We start from the raw sequence: 23,672 nt of genomic DNA, 5'->3' as shown, positions 1-23,672 counted from the left end.
CGATATAGCCTAACTTTTCAAGCATTTCTACTTAGTGCAACGGTGACATGCTCCCGCAGAACGTGGCATTGCTGTAACATCTTGGTGAATTGACCAATCACATTGATTTGTGATATCGTCCATCAGCTTGGCAATAGAAAACACGAAGTTGCGGGAAGCATTTGTTTCCATAATTGCTTCGCCAAAATAATCTTAAATTGTGGGATAATCTGCAACGCGCATTCCTACGTCTATGTGTTTTTTCTGTGTCGTGTGGCGTTTAGCAATATCGATCGCACCCAATGCAATTCCATTCCAGCAGGCGGAGGAGCACAATAAGAAAAACGGATCGACGGTTTCGTCATTAGAAGCCACGCCGTCACCTTTGAAACCTACCATTCGTTCGGGAGGTATAGTAACATTATCGACAAGCAGAGTACCAGATTGATTGCCGCGTAAACCTAAAGCATTATTAGCATAAATTAAAAAAACAAGATAAGTCAGAGTAGTTGCCGTTAAATTCGGGACTGGTAGTTTGCACAATGTACCAATCGGCAAATCCGGCTGAAGTTGTCCATGAAGCTTTTTTTGTGACTTGCCAACCTATGGCTACTTTTTCGGCTTTGGAAGAAACAGGCAGGATACCAAAAGTGCGAACCAGTTTCAGGATCGGAATAAGATAGCGTACTAATGAATACGTCACGATCTAAGCGTTGTAAGACTTTTTGTAATTCAAGATTATGTTCCGCACGAAATAACGCTGCGGCTGTCGCGCATAAATGCATTGTGTAGCACATTGCGGTACTCGGACAACCATAACGCGCGATCGCTTCTACCACCATCGCCGCACAAGTATGATTCTCGCCTAAACCACCCCACTTTTTAGGCACTAATAAACCGAGCAATCCTAAGGAAGCTAAAGCCTCAAAGTTCTTACGTGGATAAGCGAGATTTTCGTCAGATTCCACTGCGTTTGGGCGTAGTGTTGTTGCACACAAGTCAATCATTTTTGCTTGTAGTTTTTGTTGGGCTGGTGTCAATACCCACTGCGGAGCGAAGTTATAGTCTAGTCCCCAAAATGCTTCTGGACCCCAAGATTTTGTTGTCATAGTGGTTAGTAGTTATTTTGCTTTTGCTCTTTCTACGACTGCCCCATGATAAAATCTGTACCGGCAAGCGGTAGTTTTGCCATTGCAGAAGCTTCAAGGGTGAGTGCAACTAAGTCTTCGCGTTCGAGGTTATGGACGTTCGATTTACCGCAAGCACGGGCTAAACTTTGGATTTCCATAACTAAGGATTGCAAGTAGTTTGCAACATAAGTTGTGGCTTCGTCAACGGGTAGCCGTTGCATTAACTCTGCATCTTGTGTTGTAATACCTACTGGACACATTCCGGTATGGCAATGGTGACAGTGGTAAGGTTCAGTGCCTAATTTGTGGTAATCTTCTATATATACAGGTTTATTACAACCCATCGCGATTAAAGTTGCAGTTCCCAAACTGACAGCATCTGCACCTAGAGCTAAAGCTTTAGCAACATCAGGTCCTGAACGAATACCACCGGAAATGATTAGCTGTACTTCGCCGTAAACGCCGATTTCTTGTAAAGCTTCTACGGCTTGTACAAGTGCGGGAAGTGTGGGAATTCCGGTGTGTTCTTGAAAAATGCTTTGCGTCGCGGCGGTTCCGCCTTCCATCCCATCGAGAACGATCGCATCTGCACCCGCTTTGACCGCAAGTTTGACATCATCTTTAACGCGGGTAGCACCCATTTTGACGTAAATCGGAATTTCCCAGTCAGTTGCTTCGCGCAATTCTTCTATTTTTATTCTGAGATCGTCAGGACCAATCCAATCAGGGTGACGACACGGCGATCGCTGATCGACGCCTTCGGGTAATGTCCGCATTCCAGCGACGACTTTGTTTACTTTTTGCCCTAAGAGTAAACCACCACCACCAGGTTTTGCACCTTGTCCGACAACAATTTCAATTGCATCAGCTTTTTTCAAATCTGTCGGGTTAAAACCATAACGTGAAGGGAGACACTGATAAACTAACTTGGAGGATGCTTCGCGTTCAGCAGGTAACATTCCCCCATCACCCGTCGTTGTTGAGGTTCCGAGTAATGTTGCAGCCCGTCCTAGAGCAACTTTAGCATTGTAAGACAGCGCCCCGAAACTCATTCCGGCAATTGTAATTGGGATATCTAACTCCATCGGGCGTTGGGCGTAGCGCGTACCAATTAGAGTTTTCGTTGTGCATTTCTCGCGGTAGCCTTCGAGAGGAAGTCGTGTCAGGGAAGTCGTGAGAAAAACGAGATCGTCAAATCGCGGAACATTACGAAACGCCCCATAACCACGAATCATATAGCGACCTAGTTCTGCGCGTTCTTGAATTGCGGCGATCACTTCGGGTGTATATGTACTACTTGTCTTTAATACTTGTTCTCTCTCCATTCCCCTACCCTCTTTTCATCACTAATCTCTTCTCTCTCACGCTCCTCGCCCCTAATAATTCGCCCAATCTTTCGCTTTGAAGTGATACAGTTGTTTAGCACAAATAACTTTTTTAAAGTTGTAATTTTTGGCACTAATATTGAGTATTGATAGTTCTTGTTCTAAAAGTTGCCAATCAGCATTGTTCATCGGTTCAAGTTTGGCGTCTGCACCTAATGAGTTGATTTCTCCGCCGACAAAAATGACACCATCGTAGATGGAATCGGCTAAATTTGCTCCTGCATTGCCACACACAATCATGCATCCTTGCTGCATCATAAATGCCGAACCGTAGCCGACATTACCAGTCACAATGATTGTTGCACCTTTGAGCGAAATTCCCGCACGCGCTCCTGCATGACCAAGAACGCATATTTTACCTCCTTGGGCAGATGCGGCGGCGTTGGCGGAAGCGTTGCCGTGAATTGTAATGTTACCACTCATGAAATTTTCGCCGACTGACCAACCACAGTCACCAAAAACTTCGATGTTGATATTCTCGCTTAGTCCGCCACAGTAGTATCCTACGGGGCCTTCGATTGAGATGGCAATGTTCTGGGTAATGCCGACGGCAAGGTTGTGTCTTCCGGCGGGGTTGAGGAGTTTGACGGTGGGGATACTTTCGGATGCTAGGGCTTTGAGTTTTTGATTGATTTCGCGGGTGGTGAGGTTGGTGCAGTCGATGAGGGTTTGTTGAGGGATTGTTTGGTGCATAGCGGGTTAGGAAACGAACCTTACTAGGCGCAGAGGGCACAGAGGAAGATTAATGGAGGAGAAGTTTATACGAGTTCTAGATGTGGGGTTGGTTTATTGGTGGTTGACCATGTTTTGATTTCTCCGGCGTCGGGTTCGGAAATTTTGGCGTTGGGATTGTAGTGGGGAAGGTTGAGGAAGCAGCGGTATTCGGAGGCGATCGCAACCATTTCTGGTGTTTCGTAAATGACTGCTGGTTTGGCAGCAAATTTATCGCGGACGAGTCCAATTTTATCGGCGGTGGCGACGAGAAATGTGTATGTACCGTCGATGTCGTTGAGGAGATTTTGTAGGGATTGTTCGAGCGAGAAGCCTTGCAAAAGCTGGTAGCGGATGTAGTGTGCGATCGCTTCGGAATCGTTGTCAGTTTCAAACACGATGCCTTTTTTTTCTAAAGAAAATCGCAGTTTGTAGTAGTTAGAAATTTGTCCGTTATGCACAATGCATAAATCGGGTGCTGAGGTGAAGGGATGCGAGTGGAACGTGTCGACGATTGATTCGGTTGCCATGCGCGTGTGTCCGATTCCATGACTTCCGGTATAGTTGTTTAATTGGTACTTCTGAAATAAGTTTTCTGCTGTGCCAACTTCTTTGTATATTTCTAATAGCTGCCCTGTACTCATCAAATGTAGTTGCGGAAAAGAAATTGCTAAGTGTGGCTTAATCTGTGCTAAGTTTAATGGCTTATCTGTTGTGTCTAGAATGATCCGCCTACCGTTCGCGATCGCATCAAATTCAATAACTTTAGTTTGCTTTTCCCACCAGTGTTTTACTTCTTCCCAAGAGACGTCTTGCGCAGCAAATAACAGAATTTTTAATTGCTGCGTTGCTGAGCCATAAACTCCTACTCCACAAGAATCAGGTCCTCGTGTTTCTAGTGGTTGAATTAATCTTAGGAGATCGTTACCTAAATTCTTGTATATTTCAGGTTGACGATAAATAATTCCTGCTATACCACACACAATCTATCCCTCCCGAAGCATAAAGCTGAAATATAGCAACCTGAAATAATTTAGAAAAAATCGTCTCTAACTCTTCCCTTGTCTTTCCTTTGTGTGCTTTGTGTCCTACCCTACGGGAAGGCTACGCCTATGTGATTTATTTCTAAAAGACCAACATCTCAAACTACGATTGCTATAGCTAGGTAAATTTTATCTTGTTATAACAAGAATAGATAAGTCAATCTGTTTCTAAAATTACCAATTCTCTGGAGTTTCCTAAGCACGCTGAACAGTAGTATCCTGCTTTGTCAACGTCACCGAGTAGCACAAAGTATCAGCGCGTGAAAGCGTCTCGCCGCAAATAACTGGTTTGTCTCCTGTTGTATAAGCCACGTAGCGATTGACAAGCAACGGCGCACCTAGAGGTATGTCTAAGTATTCGCTGACTTCGTGCGTCGCATGGGTGCATTCAATGATTGTTGCCACGCGTTCGATCGCTACACCATTGCTATCAAGTGTCGGGTAAATTAAGCTTGATTGTAGTTCGGTTGCAAATGTCTTTCCCAACTCAAACGGAATGTAGGTAATGTCTACTGCAACAGGATTTTGATCAGTGAGGATGACCTTTTTCTGGCAGTAAACTTGTGGCGTACCCTCCTCTAGCTGTAACTGCTTACACACCTTGGGCGAAGGCACAACGGTATCAAAACTGAGGCTGTGAATGCTAGCGGTAGAACCTTGACGCGCCATGTCTTCATCAAAGAAGATCAACGGATTTGATAGCGATCGCGTCACCTTCTTGCGATCTTTAACGAAAACTCCTTTGCCGCGATGCGAAATCACTAACCCTTGATTGGCTAAATTGGCGATCGCGCGGCGCACAGTAATTCGACTCACATTAAATTGCAACATCAACTGATGTTCGCTCGGTAGTTGCTCTCCTGGTGCGTATTCATCACTCAAAATTTGGTCGCGTAGCTTTTCTGAAATTGCTAAATGCAAGGGAAGGTTGGAATTAACTGCTACTATCGATGTCATTGAAAATATTTGAGAGCCTTTCTTTAATTGTGTCATGTATCGCTTTTGCTATGGCTCTAGATCAATTCCAGTATACTTGTTATAATAAGCTCCTTGAATTAATGTCAGGTATTCATCACCCATCACCTCTAGACTTTCATTAGGAGAATTCTGAATGGCTGAGACAGCAGATATTGTTGTAGTTGGTGGAGGGTGTATTGGTGCATCAGTTGCGTTGTACTTGGCACAAAATCACGCGGGTAAGGTAGTACTGCTAGAACAAAAAGAACTCGCGAATGGTGCATCGGGTAAGGGTATCGGGATTGTTCGTACGCACTATACACACCCTGTTTTAGCCGAACTAGCCTATCTGTCTCAACAACGCTTTCACAATTTTAAAGAACTCTATGGTGGTTACGACAGTGGGTTTAATCCTTGCGGTTACTTCGTGTTAGTCGGAGAATCGGATGTCGCCACGCTTAACACTGTTGTGCAAATGCATCAATCAATGAATATCAAGGTTGATTTGATGGATTTACAGCAAGTGCAAGCACAAATTCCTCACCTCAACCTTAACGATGTCGCTGCTGTAGCGTATGAACCACATTCGGGTTATGGTAGTCCACCACAAACAACTTTGGCGTTTGCTCAACGCGCCGCAGATTTGGGGGTAGAAGTTCTCACGCATACGCCTGTTAAAGATATCGAGTTGGATGCAGCAGGCAAAGTTCAAAGTGTTGTGACTGTTCAAGGGGCGATCGCTACGCGTACCGTTATTGATTGTGTTGGTCCGTGGGCAAGAAAATTCACGCAAAATTTGGGGTTAGAATTTCCTGTTCATCCGGTTGTGGAACACGTTGTTGTTGTTCAAAGACCAGTAGAATTTTTGCAAAATCATCCTGTTGTGTCTGATTTGGTCAATCTTTCCTATTCACGCTCAGATCCGCAGCAACCTTATACGCGAATTGGCAATTCTGACCCTAAACATCATCCACAATTTATGTTACAAGATGCTGATGATTTTCACGGACAAATTTATCCGCAAATTACTGAAGAATTACACCACAAACTGATTCAACGCTATCCAATTCTTGAAAAAGGCAAAGTTGTTGCGAAGTACTCGGGAATCTGGGGCGTTACACCCGATTATCAACCGATTATCGACCACCTCGCTTGCATTCCAGGCTTATACTGTGCGGTCGGTTTTAGCGGTCACGGTTACAAACTCAGCCCGATTATTGGTGAATTGATGAGTCAATTTATTCTCGGCGATCGCTCTAGAATTGATAAGTTAAATCTCTTTCGCTTCAGTCGTTTTCAAGAAGATGACTTTATTAAATCACCTATCACTTATGGCAAAGCAAAAGGATTACGATAAAAGTAGTAAAAAGTGCTTGCCAAACCCAAAGTTTAGGTATAAAGTATTTTTTACTATAAATTGTTACTATGATAAACATCATAGCAGGAATACTCTTCAACTCAAATAAGTAATACTTCCTAATCACAACGGAAACATTCTTAAGCATTTCAACGTTGAGATAAATAGTGGTAGTAGAGGACGTTGCAAAATAAGAGATAGGTAGATAACGGGTAAAAAGGCTCGAAACCATTACCCAACATATCGAAATCGGAATATTAAAATGTCCAAGCTCTTAAAAACCCTAATACAAAGTGCGATCACGACACCTTTGATTGCAGCAAGCCTTTATACATCAAGCGCGTTAGCACAAACGCCAAACACCCAAGTCCCAAGTAATAACGCGCAACCTGGTTGCCTTTCAGGGTATCCGGATGGAACGTTCCGAGGTGATCGCCCGGTGACGCGCTACGAATTTGCAGCGGGATTAAACGCTTGCCTAGACCGCGTAAATCAACTGCTGCCTAACCGCGAAAACCTAGCAACACGCGCTGATTTTGAAGCTTTAATTCAACGCCAACGCGAACTCAACGCCGAAATTCGCGAACTCAACGGTAGAGTAGGCAATCCACCAGCCACAAAATAGAAACCTTGAATACATTCTCTATTTTCTCTTTTTCTGCTCTAAGTTATGGATAACCAGATTCTCGATGGTCCCAGCCCATCATTCATACAGCGTAGAATCAATATGCTGCGGTGGATTTTTAATCCGCTAGCAATACTTGAAAAACGCTATCAGCAGTACGGTGACGTTTACGTAGTTGCCAAGAACGTAACACCACTCGTCGTTTACATCAGCAACCCTGAAGCCCTCCAGCAAATTTTTAGCGCGCCTGCGGGAACGTTTGATAGTAGTGGTGCAAACCGTATATTATTACCACTGCTAGGAGATCACTCATTAATTTTACTCGATGGAGTTGCGCATCAACGCCAGCGCAAGCTATTAATGCCACCCTTTCACGGCGATCGCTTAAAAGCGTATGGCGAGATTATTCGCGATATAACGCAACAAGTCATTAGCCGTTGGGAAGTTGGGAAACCCTTCAACGTCCGTGCATCAATGCAAGAAATTTCCTTGCGCGTGATTTTGAGTGCTGTGTTTGGCTTACATCAAGGTGATCGCTTTGAGGAACTGAGAAAACTTTTGACGCGGCTATTAGACGCGGTAAGTTCTCCGATGAGTTCGATGCTGCTATTTTTTCCCTCGCTACAGAAAGATTGGGGGGTATGGAGTCCCTGGGGACGTTTTTTGAACTTGCGATCGCAAATCGACCAATTAATTTATGCTGAAATTACTGCCCGTCGAGCAGCGGATGTTCACAGCGATGACATCCTTAGTTTACTCTTACAAGCACGCGACGAAAATGGTCAACCAATGACTGATCGCGAACTGCGTGATGAACTGGTGACATTACTTTTTGCTGGACATGAAACGACGGCTTCAGCTTTATCGTGGGCGTTGTACTGGATTGACAACTTACCCGAAGTCCGAGAGAAGTTATTGCAAGAACTCGATACACTTCCACCGAATGCCCATCCTAGCGCAGTTGTACGGCTACTGTATTTAAATGCGGTTTGCTGCGAAACTTTGCGAATTTATCCGATTGCGATTAATACATTTCCGCGCGTTGTGCGATCGCCAATCGAAATTATGGGCTATCACTTTGAACCTGGTACGCTGTTACTTCCCTCAGTTTATTTAACGCATCACCGCGAAGATCTCTATCCCGACCCGAAGCGTTTCAAACCCGAACGTTTTCTTGAAAGACAGTTTTCACCCTATGAATATTTACCGTTTGGTGGTGGAAATCGTCGTTGTATTGGACTCGCGTTTGCACAGTTTGAGATGAAATTAGTCTTGGCAACAATTTTGACGCAATACGATTTGCAACTCGCAACGAAAACACCAATTAAGCCGACTCGTCGAGGGTTGACGGTTGCGCCTTCGGGAAATTTGCGCATGGTTGTGAAACAAGTGCGGACGCAGAAATCTCCAGCGTTGGTTTAGAAAAGTGGTAATTAAAAATGAGTGTTAATTGCTAATCGCTCTTAAATTACGGATAGACAATCTGATGTGGTTTGAGTTTGAGGAGTGTTTGTTTTTGGGAATTCGATTGTAAAGGTTGCGCCTTGATCAACGCCTGGACTCTCGACCTTGACGAAGCCACCATGAAGTTGCACAATATGATCGACGATCGCTAGTCCTAAACCTAATCCACCTTGGCGTGTTGTATCAGCTTGACGAAATCGCTCAAAGACGTGTGGTAAAAAATCAGGGCTAATTCCTTGCCCAGTATCGCTGACGGTAATTTGAATCGCGCGATCACCATACTCTAACTTGGTTTGAACGCGCCCTTGATTTGGTGTAAACTTAATTGCATTTGATAGTAAGTTCCAGAATACTTGCTGTAAGCGCGTCGCGTCACCGTAGAACAGTACTGAGGGAGTTGTGACATCGTGTTGATTTTGATGTGGTGCAATGGCAAGTTCTAGCTGAATCGCTTTTGCTGCGGCTAGCGGATGCACAGCATCGATTGCAGCTTGCAGTATAACAACCAAATCAACGCATTGCATAGTTAAGTGCAGCTTACCAGAGACAATGCGCGATACATCGAGTAGATCATCGATCAGTTGTTTTTGTAACCTGACGTTGCGTTCAATTGTTTCGTAAGCGCGAGAAATTTGATCTGCTTTTAACTTTTGCGCTTGCAGTAGCTGCGCATACATCAAGATAGCAGTTAAGGGGTTACGCAACTCGTGTGAAACCATGGCGAGAAAGACATCTTTTGAGTGGTTGGCGGCTTCAGCTGCACTACGTGCGAGTTGTTCTTGCAGTAGTAATTGCGCGCGTTCTTCTTCTAAGCATTTGCGATCTGTAATATCGCGCCAGGCGATCGCAAAACCGTCACCTAATTGCGTCACGCGGATATCTAAGGCTTTATGAATCTGCGGTCGATCGTCATCTGCATACACGAGAACTTCTTTTGCCAGCGGTTTGCCGGTTTCCACGACTTGGCACATCTCGTCAAATAGCCCAGCTTGGGAAAATAGCGGTAATCTCAGTAATGAAGCGCCAATTTGTTCGGCGGCGCTCATTGAATTAAACGCGCAAGCGGCAGCATTGACATATTCGATTGTAAAGTCTATAATTTCACCATTATCGTTGCGAATGCTATTGCAAATTCCAAAACAATCGAGCATTGTTTCGACAGAAGTCTGAAATCGCTGTTCGCTTTGGGCAAGTAAGTTTTGCAGATGGGTGCGTTTAATCGCGTTATGAATTGCGATTCGCAGGCTTTCTGCGGTTGTTTCTCCTTTAACTAAGTAGTCAGACGCACCGCTTTTCATTGCTTGGACGGCGATCACTTCATTGCCTTGACCTGTGAGCATAATCACAGGTAGGTTGGTTTTACCTGTTTGCAACTGCAGCTGACTCAAGAATTCCAACCCATTAATATCTGGTAGCAAGAAATCTAATAAAATGACATCTGGTTGAACTGAGTTGCACAATTCTAAGCCATCTTCGCCATACTCTTCGCCAAAAATATCATATTTGTACGTCTCATCTTTGAGTAAATAACGGCGATAGGTATCTCGATCTTCTTGACAATCATCAATAATTACAATTGTCCGTCTTTGTACCATAATTATCCTCTTACTGAGTTAGGAAGAATGACTGCTTCAAACCAGTAATCGATTAAAACTTGGATAGTTCGCATCAATTTTTTGACATCAATTGGTTTAATGATATAACCGTTAACTCCATAGCGATAACAGACTTCGATATCTTTTGGATTAGAAGAAGTGGTAAACACTACAACCGGAATCATCTTGAGTTCGTTATCTTGCTTAATTTGTTCTAAAACTTCTCTACCATCGGTTCCTGGCAAGTTAAGATCAAGAAGAATAATTCCTGGGCGTGGTGCTTTTGAGTTACTATATTGCCCTTTATGATGGAGGAAATCTAAAGCCTCATCTCCATCAACACACCGATAGATAGTGTTTGTAATTGATGCTTTGCGGAGAATTCGTTCAAACGCTGCAAAATCTTCATCACTATCTTCAATTAAGAGTAGTGGTTGAGTTGATCCTGTCATTGACTCACCCTCACACTTGGCAATGTAAAATAAAAAGTACTTCCTTCTCCGTAGGCTGATTTTACCCAAATTTCGCCGTTATGACGTTCGACAATCTTTTTGGCGATCGTTAACCCTGCACCTGTACCACCTCCGTATTTATTCAGTGGATGTAAGCGTTTAAAAATCCGAAAAATTGCATCGAAATGTTTCTCTTTAATTCCAATTCCGTTATCTTTTACGTAAAAAACTATATATTCTGGCTTGTTCAACGCAGTATCTAAAAAGCCAACTTCTACTAATTTGTTAGGCTTGTTATTATATTTGATAGCATTACTAATTAAATTACTAAACACTTCACTTATCTGAACTGGATCGCAGTAAACTGATGGCAAAGGTCGAGGAAGGCGGATATCAACCTCAGTTTCTTTTAAGCTAATATTAAGAATATCAATAACACTGTTGACTAATTCATTTAAATCTGTCTTTTGTAGCGTCAATTCCACGCGCCCTAAGCGCGAAAAATGAAGGAGTGAATTTATTAAGTCTTCCATGCGCTGCGTTAAACGCACGAGGGTTTGAAGTTTCGAGACTCCTTCGGCTTGAAGAACATCCGCGTAATCTTCAATCAAAAAGTTTGAGTAGTTATGAATTCCCCGCAGTGGTTCTTTTAGATCGTGCGAAGCAATATAAGCAAATGCATCGAGTTCGCTGTTACTGCGTGCTAATTCGATATTAATTCGTGCGAGTTCATCCGCTTTACGTAAAACAATTCCGACGATCGCACTCCGCAATTCTATGATGGCATCAATCTCGCATTGTTTCCACGGTAACGACTGCGATCGCACGGTTTCTTGCCAAAGTTCAAACGATTTACGTGGTGATAACTCAACACTACTATATGGGTCGCCACCCCAGTTAACTGTTTGAATGACTTCAGGGCGAAACCACAAAACGTAATTTTTCTGAGTCTGCGAAATTGATAAGACAATCAAACCACTCGCAACGTCTTTGAATTTCTCGGCTGTCGGATAAAGCCTAGGTAAACAATCTGTGTAAAAAATGTCATTATCAATCTTCGCTTCAACCCATTCAATCAAATTATAAATATCACTTTTACTAGGCGTTTCCCCTGCAATCGATAAATCGCCATTCGCACAAATTGCGACGCCTTGTGCAGCAACTAATTGAAGTAAATTATCTTTATCCTTAACTAAACCATCCATGAAGTTTTCTGTTAAGGGCATTGCTTCAATAAATTGGGCTTGAATTGATTTTAATTTGATTTTGTAGTCTAGATTTTCATTTTCTTCTTTAGCTGCTAATTCTAAAGACATGACTTGTCCTAAAAACTCACACGCCGTCCGAACTTCATACGAGACATACTTAGGAGAATAGTGATGACAAGCAATCAATCCCCATAATTTTTTATCTTTATTTAATGAAATTGACATCGAAGCGGTAACGCCCATGTTTCTGAGGTATTCTAAATGGCATGGAGAAACACTTCTTAACACCGCGTAGCTTAAATCAAGTGGTTCATTTGTGATTGGATTCTGCGCGGGAACTAATTCTTTTGGCTGCGAATTTATATCAGGAATCAACCGCAGCCGATTGCGTGTATAAAGTTTTTTGGCTTGGTCAGGAATATCTGAAGCAGGATAGTGTAAACCTAAATAAGAATTTAAATCTTCGCGTTTTTCTTCAGCAATAACTTTGCCCGCTTGTTTACCATCAAACTGATAAATCATCACGCGGTCAAAGCCTGTTAGATTTTGTACCTCTTGCGTGATATCTTGACACATTCCCGACATCGTTGGCGCATTTTGCAGCTTAGCGATCGCACCCTTTACCAAATGATAAAACCTAATGAAATTTCTATCCTCTTGTGTTAGCTTAGGTTCTAATTCTAGAATAAGTACGCCATTGCAGCGATGCAGGATACCATCAAAATTTTTAATATTATTACTCATGTCGATTGAAAGCTTGATTGGATTAACGCTTTCAAAATCTTTGACTAAGCATCCTTCGATAAAAAGCAATTCTGTAGGAGTTAATAAGTCTTTTAAGCTTTGATTGAGTAATGCTTGAGGATGAAAACCAAGCAATTCAAATGTATTATTACTAACCTGAATAATTTCTAACTGAGGTTCTTTGAGTGCAAAAAGTATACCATGCGGCTGAATCGCGCCAGAAAGATGAAGAAATTCTTTATCATATGCTGTTAAATTTACGGTTTGGACGATGATTCTATCTTCACTTTGACTCATACGCTTCCTTTGAAAGAAATTGTGAGTTTACTTGAGTTTTAAAACGCACTTAAAACAGCGATAAACAATGGCTAAGACCTTCACTATGCCTTAATTGAAGATCAATACTTCAAATTCTCCAGTCTGAAATGCCCAGGCTTAAATTGTAACTATTCTCTACCCTTTGCCCCAGCGATATTGAGAATTATTTCAAAATTTTAAGTGAATTGCGTTCTTGACTAATAGTCTTAATATATTATGTCTAGAAGCTATTTCAAGCTAGGTTAACAATAATCATTCTAAACCCAATTAATTGAAAATCAGGGAATGCATATGGAGTTGTTATCTAATACTGTAGCGCTGTCACGAATGCAATTTGCCCTTACTGCAATATTCCATATGCTGTGGCCTGTACTCACAACAGGTATGGGAATATATCTAGTGATTGTCGAGGGCTTATGGCTTAAAACGCGCAATGCTGACTACTATTATCACGCACGCTTTTGGTCAAAGTTTTACGTACTCAATTTTGGCATTGGGGTAGCCACTGGCATTCCGATGGAATTTCAGTTTGGCACGAACTGGGCACCTTTTTCTGAAGCCGTTGGTAATTTTTTCGGGAGCGTTATTGGATTTGAAGCTTCCTGGGCATTTATGCTAGAGGCGGCATTTTTAGGTATTATGCTCTTCGGCTGGGAGCGCGTCAATCCTATTGTTCACCTGCTGTCGACAATTCTTGTTGCTGTTGGTGCAAACTTATCGACGCTATGGATTTTGACAGCAAATTCTTGGATGCAAACGCCCGCAGGTGGAGAAATGGTCGATGGTAAATTCATTGTCCACGATTACTTTCAAGCGATCCTCAATCCGTTTATGGTAAACAGCGTGTTGCATATGTTTTTTGCCACGCTAGAGACTTCCTTATTTGTCATTGGGGGAATTAGTGCGTGGTACATTCTCAAAAATCGTCAAAGCGCATTCTTTTCCAAGTCATTGAAAATTGTTTTAGCAGCTGCGATCGCTGTTGCTCCATTACAAATTTATATTGGACATTTAAGTGGCGAACAAGTTTACCACTACCAACCCTCAAAACTCGCTGCGATGGAAGCCCAGTGGCAAACCACACCCGCAGGACAACCCGCCGATTGGAGTTTAATTGCACTTCCCAACGACAAAGCCGAAAGAAACGACTGGGAAATTACGGTTCCCAATGCATTAGGCTACATTCTCGAATTCAAGAAAAATCTTTCTGAACCTGTACGCGGCTTAAGCGAGTGGAAACCCGAAGATCGTCCGCATTTAGTTGGTTTAATCTACTATGCCTTCCGGACGATGATTGCGATCGGGTTTTTCTTTGCTGGCTTGATGCTACTCAGCACTGTGCAGTGGCTACGCGGTAAGCTATCACCAGAAAACATTAGCCAACAACGGTGGTTGATGCTCGGTTGGATTTTCGCGGCACCATTGGGATACATTGCGGTAGAATCTGGTTGGATCGTGCGCTGTGTAGGTCGCCAACCGTGGACATTGTATAACCAAATCCGTACTGTCGATGCTGCGTCTCATCTTCCGGCGAGCAATGTCTTAGTCTCACTGATCAGCTTTGCCACTGTCTACACAATGTTATTTATTGCTGCTTTGTACTTCGGTAGTCGGATTATCCGCAGAGGACCAAACTTAGAATTACCATTACCTGAGTTAGAAATTACCAAACCAGCGGTCGATACAAAGCCTGGTAGATTCGTTCCCGACGAACGTCCTGTCGAAGCCGAACAATAATTGATTGGTAAACGATAAGAGGTAATTGGTAATTGCTTCATACTACCGATTGCCCATTATTATTCTTTACAAGAAAATATCAACACTTACCTAAACTTAATCTTATGGAAACACTAGAGTATTTTTTACCTCAGGTGTGGTTTGCAATTTTAGCTTTATTTCTCTTCCTCTATGTCATGCTAGACGGATTTGATTTGGGAGTTGGTATTCTATCGCTTACCTCTTCAGATGAGGAACGCCGAGGGCTATTAATGACTAGTTTAAGTAATATTTGGGATGCTAATGAAACTTGGTTAGTACTAATGGGTGGCGGCTTATTTGGTGCATTTCCTCTTGCTTACGGAACAATTCTCAACGCGCTTTATATTCCAATTATCACGATGGTGTTTGGATTTATTTTTCGCGCCGTAGCGTTTGAATTTCGCGAGTTAGCAACGCGTAAGTTTTTTTGGAATATTGCCTTTGGTGCGGGTAGTTTTGTCGCCGCACTTAGTCAAGGTTTTGCACTTGGTAGTGTATTAAAAGGCATTCAAGTTGATGAGTCAGGACACTTTATTGGTAGTACCTGGGATTGGTTCAGCTGGCAATCGGTATTAGTCGCGTTAACACTCATTCAAGGATACGTCTTAATTGGTTCGACGTATCTTGTTTGGAAAACTGAAGGAGAACTACAAGAAACCCACTACAAAACTGCAAAGATTGCCGCTTGGACAACATTGATTGGTGCAATTCTCATTACAATTACTACACCAATATTTTACGTAAGCGCGAGAAGTCGTCTGTTTCAGCAACCGTTAGTTTATGTTTTTGCTATAATTCCTTTATTAGGAGTGTGGTTAATTTGGCAATTATTACAAAGCCTAAATCGTAAAGAAGAGCGCGCTCCCTTTGGATGGACAATTTTACTTTTTGTACTCACATTTATTGGGCTAGCTTTAGTAGTATTTCCTTATATTATTCCTACTAAAATTACAATTTACGAGGCAGCGGCTGACCCAAGTTCACTCGTAATTATGATTATATTCATTGGTTTTCTCATTCCTGTCATGTTATTTTATAACTTATATCAATATGTAGTCTTTCGCGGCAAAGTTACGGGTGGTTCCTACGGAGAATAAGGAATATTTCTTGAATACTTGATCAATTAGTCCTTGTCCTGATTGCTATTTTCCAATATCCTCATTCCATAATTGAGGATTAATGTGAATGAATCTTTGCATCATATTTTTGCATTCATCTAAATTTAAGTCAATCACTTCAACTCCGTGAGATTCCATAAATTCTCTAGCCCCAGAAAAAGTTTCAGATTCGCCGACAATAACTCGCTTGATTCCAAATTGAACAACCGCACCCGCACAAAGATAGCAAGGCATTAAAGTAGAATACAGCGTTGTACCTCGATAACTACCAATTCTGCCAGCATTGCGTAGACAATCGATTTCTGCATGAGTCACTGGATCGCCGTCTTGAACGCGTTTATTATGTCCTTTACCGAGAACTTTTCCGTCTTTGACTAGTACCGAACCGATGGGAATACCACCTTCATCTTGTCCTTGTTTTGCTTCGGCGATCGCCGCCGTCATAAATTCATCCATAAAATCTCCCTAACTATGTCCAAACAACTCGTACTCATGGATCACGATGGTGGTGTTGATGATTATCTCGCAACAATGCTGCTGATGACGATGGATCGGATACAACCTTTAGGCGTTGTCGTGACTCCGGCGGATTGTTACGCACAACCGGCTGTTAGCGCGACGCGCAAGATTCTAGATTTGATGGGGCGTGAAGACATTGTAGTAGCTGAAAGTACTGTACGCGGTATCAATCCTTTCCCCAGACTTTATCGCCGCGATTCATTCATTGTCGATCATCTCCCGATTCTTAATCAAAGCGAAATTAAAACACCTTTAGTTGCTGAAACCGGACAAGAATTTATGGTACGCGTGTTACTAGATGCACCTGAACCTGTAACACTGATGGTAACAGGTCCACTCACAACAGTTGCTGTTGCCTTAGATACCGCGCCAGAAATCGAGGCGAAAATTGCCAAAATTGTCTGGATGGGAGGGGCGTTGAATGTTGCTGGCAATGTGGAAAAAAGCTTAGAAGCTGGACAAGATGGTTCGGCGGAGTGGAATGTATATTGGGACCCAATTTCAGCAGCGCGAGTCTGGCAAACTCAAATTGAAATTATCATGTGTCCGTTAGATTTAACGAATACGGTTCCCGTGACATCAGAAATTGTCTATCAAATGGGCAAACAACGTCACTATCCGCTATCTGATTTAGTAGGGCAATGTTACGCCTTGGTGATTCCTCAAGATTATTATTTTTGGGATGTCTTAGCAACTGCCTATCTCGCGCATCCAGAGTTTTATGAATTACGCGAATGGGAAACCGAAATTGTGACAAGTGGTATAAGTCAGGGACGAACAAAAATCACACCTGGCGGGCGCAAAGTTTGGGCAATGGATAAAGTTGATAAGTCGAGTTTTTATGGTTATATTTTGCAGCAGTGGCAGCGGTAGGGGAAGCAGAGGAGAAACATTCAAATTTTGTGGGTTAGGTGTAAGTTATTTAGATAGTTTAAGCCCATAAAGATAGCAGATACAGTTCCAGCTACATTGATTTCTCCAATTGCTATTTTTTCCATAACTTTTGAGACTGGAATGAGGATGACTTCTATTTCTTCTGTAGGATCTAATTCTTGTTGACCAGCTTTTGTAGCATCTTGTGCTAGAAATAAATAAATTTTGTTCGAGTCTTTTACCGGATTGTCGTAGAGAATTCCGAGTGGTATTGTTGTTTTGGCTATATATCCAGTTTCTTCTTTTAATTCGCGTAAGGCTGCAACTTGAGGATCTTCTAGCTGAGTATCAAATGTTCCTGCAGGAAGTTCTAGTAAGATTTCACCTGCACCATGTCGATATTGACGCACAAATATAATTTCTTGATTGCTAGTGATGGGTAAAATCAAAGCGACATCAAGTCGAATATTAATAAAATAGTCATCAATAATCTTTCCATTCGGTAACTCAATTTCATCTTGACGGACTTTACACCATTGATTATCAATAACCATCCTAGAACTCAAAATTTTCCATTCTTTTAAATCCATAAAATACCAAAATTTAAAATAACAATCAGAACTGTAACATATACACTAAGACTAAATGCTTTCCAATTCTTACCTTTGTGTTCTTTGTGTCCTACCCTATGGGAAGGCTACGCCTATGTAGTTTATAAAAAAAACAATCTCTACTCCATGCGAATCGAACTTGAAACCTTCACCGTAAACAAACGCTTTCCCTTAACCATTAGTCGAGGAACAACAGCCCAAACAACAAACTTGTGGATTAAGCTAGAACATGATCGCATCGTTGGCTGGGGAGAAGCATCGCCATTTTCACTAGCAAACTCTCGACAATCCACAGAAACTCTCCAACAAGCATTACAGCAAATCATTCCCCAATTAGAAGCCTATACCCCGTGGCAGCGCCAGCAAATTGAAACTCTACTGCATAACACTCAACTCCCGTCAGCAGCAAAAGCAGCAGTAGATATGGCGTTACACGACTGGTTTGGTAAGTGCGTAGGCTTACCCTTGTGGCAAATTTGGGGATTAAATTGCTCGCGCATTGTTCCTACCTCTGTCACAATTGGAATTAATTCCCCCGCAGGCGCACAAACGCGAGTGCGCGATTGGCTACAGTTTGCCGACGTGCGCGTTATTAAAATTAAACTAGGTAATCCCATAGGTATCACCGCTGATCGCGCTATGTTCTTAGCAGTAAAAGAAGCCGCAACGACACAAGATATCTTTGTAGACGCAAATGGTGGGTGGAATCTCGAAGATGCAGTAGAAATGTGCAATTGGTTAGCCGATGCGGGTGTTAAGTATATCGAACAACCTTTAGCACAAGGTGCAGAAGAACAACTAGCAGAACTAAAAAAGCGATCGCCGTTGCCTATTTTTGTAGATGAAAGCTGTCATACTAGCGCTGATATTCCGCAACTTGCACGTTGCGTTGATGGCATAAACATCAAACTGATGAAAGCTGGAGGCTTAACCGAAGCAATTCGCATGGTACATACCGCGCGCGCTTATGGATTACAAGTCATGTTTGGTTGCTATTCTGATAGTGCGCTAGCCAATACCGCAGCCGCGCAACTTGCACCTCTAGCAGATTATTTAGATTTAGATAGCCATATGAATTTAATCGACGATCCGTTTAGCGGTGCAATACTCAATAAAGGGCGGGTTATCCCCAATCATAAACCAGGATTAGGAGTAGAACGCAGTGCAGCTTGAAGAGAATCAACGAATCGCAATTCTGCTACATGAAGGAATTCGCGGAAATGGTAACGGAAAAACAGGGTTAGCACTTCTGCGCTACAGTCAATCTCCTATCGTTGCTGTCATCGACAAAGATTGTGCCGGAGAATCCTTATCTAAATTAACCGGTATCGCAATTGATATCCCGATCGTTGCATCAGTAGCTGATGCATTAAATTATACCCCAAATGTCCTGGCAATTGGTATTGCACCCTCTGGCGGCGTCTTACCGCAAGCATGGTTGCAGGAAATCAAATGCGCCGTCACCGCCGGATTATCCATAGTCAACGGATTGCACACTCCACTTGCCACAATTCCAGAGTTGCGATCACATCTGCAAAAAGGACAAACAATCTGGGATGTGCGTCAAGAACCCCCCAATTTAACCATCGGTAGTGGTAAAGCGCGATCGCTCTCGTGTCGCCGTGTGTTAACCGTGGGAACAGATATGGCTGTCGGCAAAATGTCTGCAAGTTTGGAACTCAACGCCGCTGCGAAAAAACAAGGATTGCGTTCTCAGTTCCTTGCCACAGGACAAGCAGGCATTATGATTTCTGGTGATGGTATTCCCTTAGATGCAGTACGCGTCGATTTTGCGGCGGGTGCTGTCGAACAACTCGTTTTACGCTACGGTGCAGATAACGACATTCTCTTTATCGAAGGACAAGGTTCGCTATTGCATCCTGGTTCAACGGCAACGTTACCCCTCCTTCGTGGCACGCAACCAACACACTTAATTTTAGTGCATCGTGCCGAACAAGCGCACATCCGCAACCATCCCCACGTACCGATTCCACCCTTATCCGAAGTTGTCAAACTCTACGAAAGCGTTGCTACTGCTGCTGGTGCGTTTGCACCCGTGAAAGTTGCGGGAATCGCACTCAATACCGCACATTTAGATCAATCTGCTGCCGAGTCTGCGATCGCGCAAGTTCAAACTGATACAAATCTCCCTTGCACCGATGTTGTCCGCTTTAGCACAGAACTGCTATTGAACGCAATTTTGCAAGAATAGCTTGCACTTAGAATAAATCACTTAGATAGTGTATTGATTTTACAGTTATTTTATCACAATTACTTAATTTAGAAGCGTTTACACTTAACTAAATTCTCTCCTCATTGCCTTTGAGAAAACAATTGCTCGAACCTCGATCTGCAAAATTTGATACAATAAATTGTTAAACTTTTATTTATATTGAAATATTTACCTTGAGAAGACAGCGTGATGGTCTCTTTTTTTTCATGTTCTTGAGAATCTCGATGACTAATTGACGCTGTTTTGGTGTTAGTTTTCTCAAACTATCTCCCCAAAGTTGTTCAATAGCCTTTTGGTGAGCATCATCGTTGTTGTTTGTGGAGTCATTCATGCCAATCTCTTCTTGTCCAGAAGACGAACTGCAAAACCTATGTTGATTGAGGTACACTTTGCGTACAACGACTAACTTAACTAAAATTTGTATCTTAATCAGGATACGCAAAGGAGTCAGAGTTTATCTGTACGGTTCCGAACATATAAGAAAACTCGTATAAAATAGCTTGAGCAAGCTAGCCATTCTTAGAACCAAGCAGTCGCTGATATTCTCCCTTGATTACCTGATAACACTCACATGCGGTTAATTCGAGCGCTTTGCGGTCGGTAATATTGATTTTGCCACGACTGTAGCGAATCATTCCCGCTCGACTCAGCGTACTTGCAGCTACCGTAACACCACTACGGCGCGTTCCGAGCATTTGAGCTATAAATTCTTGCGTTAATGCTAATTCTTCTGATTCGACGCGATCGCTGACTGTGAGTAACCAGCGCGAAAGCCTTTCCTCCAATGTATGCAACCGATTGCAAGCCGCAGATTGTCCCGCTTGCGTGTACAGGGCTTGCGTATAACGCAGCAGGAGTTTTTGTAATGCACCACCTCGGTAAAACTCCTCCTTCAAGATTTCTGCTTTCATTTTCAACGCATCACCAGGAATCTGCACCACGGTTTGGTGAACTGCGGTATCATCGCCCCAGCAAACAGGAATACCCACCATACCTTCTTTAGCAACTATCCCCACTTCGATAATTGAACCGTCTTGCATAATCGAGACGGCGGAAATCATCGCGGTTGTGGGAAAGTAGACATCCAAAATCACCTCCCCTGCATTGTGCAACACCCTTTGAAAAGGCAGTGAAACAACTTCTAGATGGGGCGCAAGACGCTGATAGTCTTCACTTGGCAAAGCCGCAAACAGCCTATTGTCATGCTGATTCAATTTTTTGCACATATAGATCAGAAATTTCCTCAATGCCAAGAAACTTTTTATACATATTCTGCAACGCAAAGATGCAGAACTTTACTGTGGTAAAAAAGACAAATTCAATAAACTCGAAAAAGCAGAAAAGTACTTCAATAAGATCAAATCACTAGACCTCGGTATTATATCTTAAAGATTTCTTCTTTTTTGATATTAGAAAAACTTTTATTTTTCATAAGTTTTTGAAATATATTCGCGCCGATTAGGCTAAGCAAAGTTTGTAGATAATATCTTCAAAAAAGTCATCTAGTTATTACTTGAAATTTACAGAAATATTTAGCCAATAACTTATATTATTTCACATTTTTCTACAAAAATGTATATTAAATACTTTACAAAACCTTCGAGATGAACCTATGCTTTATAGCGCTAAATCATCGATATACATTGATTAAGAAAAGACGCAATAAACATCAATCTTTAAGTTATTGTTTAACACAATTGAGTAGTTGATTAAATTGATACTAATAATTAAAGCAAAACGAGTTAGTGAGTGAGAATGAAGGTAATGACTGGCAACTCACAACTCGCCGGCAAGCAGAGTCGATAATCGTGATTTTATTTGCTAAACTTTGTGTTTTATCGCGAGATAAGTGCCTAAACTGAGAATAAACTCAACCAGCAATTGAGCTTTCCGCTTATGAAACCGATCTGGAAGTCACTGTTGCTCAGCTTGAACGCGGTTCTATTTTCTACTGGAACGTCAATTGTTTTAGCTGAACCTGTAAAAGACGCTAGTCCTAGTGCGATCGTTGTACCTGTTGTGGGAGAATCGATTCACCCCGAAGTTAATGCAACAAGCCAGAGCAAACCACCAGCATCTACACAAGAAATTGTAGATAAACTTAATGCCGCAGCAAAACTGAGTCCAGAAGAAATTGCGCGTCAGCAAAAAATTAGTGAAGCTGATCGATTGTATTTAGGAGGACAATTCGCCGCAGCCGAAAAACTCTATCGCGAAGTCAAAACGCCATTTACGACAGCTTCAACCGATGTTGTGCAACGTCCACCCGCCATTGTTGATCCTGCGCAACTTCCTCCCGCAGGTAAAGTTTATTGGCGCGAAGCTGAAGCTGCTTTTCAACACAAAGTTGCTTCCCGAATGATGGTACCGCTGCGGTTATTAGTCGAGCAATATCCGGAGTTTATTCCTGGTCATCTGCGATTGGCTGAAGCATTACAAAAATTTGACCATAATAAAGAAGCGATCGCTGTCTTAGAACGCGCCGTCACGCTATATCCCGATCAACCCGATTTAGTCAAAGCCAAAGTTACCGCACTTGCCCAATCCAAACAATGGATGGAAGCATCGCTAGCTGCGCGCCAATTTGCTTTACTTAGAAGTTCAAACGCAGAACACGCAAACGAATTTATCGAAATCGCGGATTCTCACCTAGAACGATATCAAAAGCACTTGCGGAGAGAGTTAACCGGCAATACAATAGCTAATATTCTGACTGGTGCTTTAGGCTACGCGCTTACAGGTAATCTTTTAGGCCCTTTCTCGGCAGTACAAACTACTGCAATGCTACTACGCGGCGAATCAGCGGTTGGGGAATCTGTCGCGAATCAAGCGCGAGAACAGCTAGAAATAGTCACCGATAAAGCAGTTGTTGATTATGTGAATGAAATTGGACAAAGACTCGCGCAAGTGGCTGGACGTAATGATTTTAAATACGAATTTTATGTAGTTTTAGATAAAGATTTAAACGCTTTCGCGTTGCCAGGCGGTAAAGTATTTATCAATGCTGGAGCGATTACCAGTGCTCAATCCGAGGCAGAATTAGCAGGTTTACTAGCGCATGAATTAGCCCATACTGTTTTGTCGCATGGTTTTCAGTTAGTCGCTGAAGGGAATCTTGTTGCGAATGTCACGCAATTTTTCCCCTATGGCGGTACTGTTGCGAATTTAGTGTCCCTCAATTACAGCCGTGAAATGGAACAGCAAGCTGATGTTTTAGGTACGCGACTTTTAGCGTCAACAGGCTACGCTGCGGATGGCTTACGTAACTTGATGGTGACACTTCAAAAAGAAGAAACAGGGACGCCCTTTACCTGGCTATCTTCGCACCCAGCCACAAGCGATCGCATTCGCTATCTTGAATCAATCATTCAACGTTATGGTTACAACCGCTACGCTTATGAAGGAGTCACCCGCCACAACCAAATCAAACAAAGGGTAGAAAAATTGCTACAAGCGAAACAATCTGAACGGAAAAAGCATCAACGATAAGTAAATAGGGGTCGGAGGTCGGAGAAGGCGAGTTACTAACACCTTTTTTTATGCAGTGGTCACACTCTAAAATCTCTCACAGCCATTGTCCCTGTTTCATCCC

At 42.5% G+C, this 23,672-nt stretch carries 23 protein-coding genes; 9 read left to right on the top strand and 14 right to left on the bottom strand.

The window, feature by feature from the left end; all coding sequences use genetic code 11:
• Positions 1-27: 27 nt before the first annotated feature.
• The 7 genes from NIES1031_RS25045 to NIES1031_RS16460 form a co-directional block, all read right to left on the bottom strand.
• Positions 28-171, bottom strand: coding sequence for a hypothetical protein (locus NIES1031_RS25045; protein ID WP_218596834.1), 144 nt, complete (start codon positions 169-171; stop codon positions 28-30).
• 21 nt (positions 172-192) lie between these two features.
• Positions 193-522 (bottom strand): hypothetical protein, encoded by a 330-nt coding sequence (locus tag NIES1031_RS25040; RefSeq protein ID WP_218596833.1) that lies wholly within the window; start codon positions 520-522, stop codon positions 193-195.
• On the bottom strand, positions 495-1,088 hold the full coding sequence (locus NIES1031_RS25035; protein WP_218596832.1) for an acyl-CoA dehydrogenase family protein: 594 nt from the start codon (positions 1,086-1,088) through the stop codon (positions 495-497). The genes NIES1031_RS25040 and NIES1031_RS25035 overlap by 28 nt, the downstream gene beginning before the upstream one ends.
• Before the next feature lie 32 nt (positions 1,089-1,120).
• A complete protein-coding gene (locus NIES1031_RS16475; protein WP_073550599.1) occupies positions 1,121-2,434 on the bottom strand; it encodes an FMN-binding glutamate synthase family protein in 1,314 nt (437 codons plus the stop codon).
• 51 nt (positions 2,435-2,485) lie between these two features.
• Positions 2,486-3,187, bottom strand: a complete 702-nt coding sequence (locus NIES1031_RS16470; protein ID WP_073550598.1) for a GltB/FmdC/FwdC-like GXGXG domain-containing protein — start codon at positions 3,185-3,187, stop codon at positions 2,486-2,488.
• Between the two features lie 65 nt (positions 3,188-3,252).
• Positions 3,253-4,188 (bottom strand): class II glutamine amidotransferase domain-containing protein, encoded by a 936-nt coding sequence (locus NIES1031_RS16465; RefSeq protein WP_073550597.1) that lies wholly within the window; start codon positions 4,186-4,188, stop codon positions 3,253-3,255.
• A 255-nt stretch (positions 4,189-4,443) separates the two neighbouring features.
• Positions 4,444-5,205 carry a GntR family transcriptional regulator gene (locus NIES1031_RS16460; RefSeq protein ID WP_073550596.1) on the bottom strand — a complete coding sequence of 254 codons (762 nt, stop codon included), beginning with the start codon at positions 5,203-5,205 and terminating at the stop codon, positions 4,444-4,446.
• A gap of 154 nt (positions 5,206-5,359) precedes the next feature.
• On the opposite strand from NIES1031_RS16460, the gene NIES1031_RS16455 reads away from it, so the two are divergent.
• The 3 genes from NIES1031_RS16455 (at position 5,360) to NIES1031_RS16445 (ending at position 8,609) form a co-directional block, all read left to right on the top strand.
• A complete protein-coding gene (locus NIES1031_RS16455; protein ID WP_073550595.1) occupies positions 5,360-6,562 on the top strand; it encodes an NAD(P)/FAD-dependent oxidoreductase in 1,203 nt (400 codons plus the stop codon).
• 262 nt (positions 6,563-6,824) lie between these two features.
• Entirely contained in the window at positions 6,825-7,187 is a 363-nt protein-coding gene (locus tag NIES1031_RS16450) for an S-layer homology domain-containing protein (RefSeq protein ID WP_073550594.1), read from the top strand.
• 45 nt (positions 7,188-7,232) lie between these two features.
• Positions 7,233-8,609 (top strand): cytochrome P450, encoded by a 1,377-nt coding sequence (locus NIES1031_RS16445; RefSeq protein ID WP_073550593.1) that lies wholly within the window; start codon positions 7,233-7,235, stop codon positions 8,607-8,609.
• Between the two features lie 41 nt (positions 8,610-8,650).
• On the opposite strand, the gene NIES1031_RS16440 is transcribed toward NIES1031_RS16445, so the two are convergent.
• The 3 genes from NIES1031_RS16440 to NIES1031_RS16430 are packed head-to-tail and all read right to left on the bottom strand — an operon-like array spanning position 8,651 to position 12,947.
• Entirely contained in the window at positions 8,651-10,246 is a 1,596-nt protein-coding gene (locus NIES1031_RS16440; RefSeq protein WP_073550592.1) for a hybrid sensor histidine kinase/response regulator, read from the bottom strand.
• A gap of 2 nt (positions 10,247-10,248) precedes the next feature.
• Positions 10,249-10,698: a response regulator gene (locus tag NIES1031_RS16435; RefSeq protein ID WP_073550591.1), complete on the bottom strand. Its 450-nt coding sequence runs from the start codon at positions 10,696-10,698 to the stop codon at positions 10,249-10,251.
• Positions 10,695-12,947, bottom strand: coding sequence for an ATP-binding protein (locus NIES1031_RS16430; RefSeq protein WP_073550590.1), 2,253 nt, complete (start codon positions 12,945-12,947; stop codon positions 10,695-10,697). The genes NIES1031_RS16435 and NIES1031_RS16430 overlap by 4 nt, the downstream gene beginning before the upstream one ends.
• Positions 12,948-13,259: 312 nt before the next feature.
• Between NIES1031_RS16430 and NIES1031_RS16425 the strand changes: the two genes are divergently transcribed.
• Both NIES1031_RS16425 and NIES1031_RS16420 read left to right on the top strand, forming a co-directional pair.
• A complete protein-coding gene (locus tag NIES1031_RS16425) occupies positions 13,260-14,705 on the top strand; it encodes a cytochrome ubiquinol oxidase subunit I (protein WP_073550589.1) in 1,446 nt (481 codons plus the stop codon).
• A 104-nt stretch (positions 14,706-14,809) separates the two neighbouring features.
• The gene (locus tag NIES1031_RS16420; protein WP_073550588.1) at positions 14,810-15,823 is read left to right on the top strand and encodes a cytochrome d ubiquinol oxidase subunit II; all 1,014 of its coding nucleotides are present in this window, start codon (positions 14,810-14,812) and stop codon (positions 15,821-15,823) included.
• 45 nt (positions 15,824-15,868) lie between these two features.
• On the opposite strand, the gene NIES1031_RS16415 is transcribed toward NIES1031_RS16420, so the two are convergent.
• The gene (locus tag NIES1031_RS16415; protein ID WP_073550587.1) at positions 15,869-16,300 is read right to left on the bottom strand and encodes a nucleoside deaminase; all 432 of its coding nucleotides are present in this window, start codon (positions 16,298-16,300) and stop codon (positions 15,869-15,871) included.
• Positions 16,301-16,315: 15 nt separating this feature from the next.
• On the opposite strand from NIES1031_RS16415, the gene NIES1031_RS16410 reads away from it, so the two are divergent.
• Positions 16,316-17,236 (top strand): nucleoside hydrolase, encoded by a 921-nt coding sequence (locus tag NIES1031_RS16410; protein WP_073550586.1) that lies wholly within the window; start codon positions 16,316-16,318, stop codon positions 17,234-17,236.
• Positions 17,237-17,256: 20 nt separating this feature from the next.
• On the opposite strand, the gene NIES1031_RS16405 is transcribed toward NIES1031_RS16410, so the two are convergent.
• Positions 17,257-17,826, bottom strand: coding sequence for an NUDIX hydrolase (locus tag NIES1031_RS16405; protein ID WP_073550585.1), 570 nt, complete (start codon positions 17,824-17,826; stop codon positions 17,257-17,259).
• Between the two features lie 147 nt (positions 17,827-17,973).
• On the opposite strand from NIES1031_RS16405, the gene NIES1031_RS16400 reads away from it, so the two are divergent.
• Complete coding sequence (locus NIES1031_RS16400; protein WP_073550584.1) at positions 17,974-19,020, top strand: dipeptide epimerase; 1,047 nt, start codon at positions 17,974-17,976, stop codon at positions 19,018-19,020.
• On the top strand, positions 19,010-20,059 hold the full coding sequence (locus NIES1031_RS16395; protein WP_073550583.1) for an N-acetyltransferase DgcN family protein: 1,050 nt from the start codon (positions 19,010-19,012) through the stop codon (positions 20,057-20,059). Before NIES1031_RS16400 ends, NIES1031_RS16395 begins: the two co-directional genes overlap by 11 nt.
• Positions 20,060-20,234: 175 nt before the next feature.
• On the opposite strand, the gene NIES1031_RS24445 is transcribed toward NIES1031_RS16395, so the two are convergent.
• A complete protein-coding gene (locus NIES1031_RS24445; protein WP_178378161.1) occupies positions 20,235-20,411 on the bottom strand; it encodes a hypothetical protein in 177 nt (58 codons plus the stop codon).
• A 178-nt stretch (positions 20,412-20,589) separates the two neighbouring features.
• Positions 20,590-21,306 (bottom strand): Crp/Fnr family transcriptional regulator, encoded by a 717-nt coding sequence (locus NIES1031_RS16390; protein ID WP_073550582.1) that lies wholly within the window; start codon positions 21,304-21,306, stop codon positions 20,590-20,592.
• 670 nt (positions 21,307-21,976) lie between these two features.
• On the opposite strand from NIES1031_RS16390, the gene NIES1031_RS16385 reads away from it, so the two are divergent.
• Positions 21,977-23,569 (top strand): M48 family metallopeptidase, encoded by a 1,593-nt coding sequence (locus NIES1031_RS16385; RefSeq protein ID WP_073550581.1) that lies wholly within the window; start codon positions 21,977-21,979, stop codon positions 23,567-23,569.
• The last annotated feature ends 103 nt before the right edge of the window (positions 23,570-23,672 follow it).

This window comes from Chroogloeocystis siderophila 5.2 s.c.1, from assembly GCF_001904655.1.
GTDB lineage: Bacteria > Cyanobacteriota > Cyanobacteriia > Cyanobacteriales > Chroococcidiopsidaceae > Chroogloeocystis > Chroogloeocystis siderophila.
This window is presented reverse-complemented; position numbering and strand designations above follow the sequence as displayed.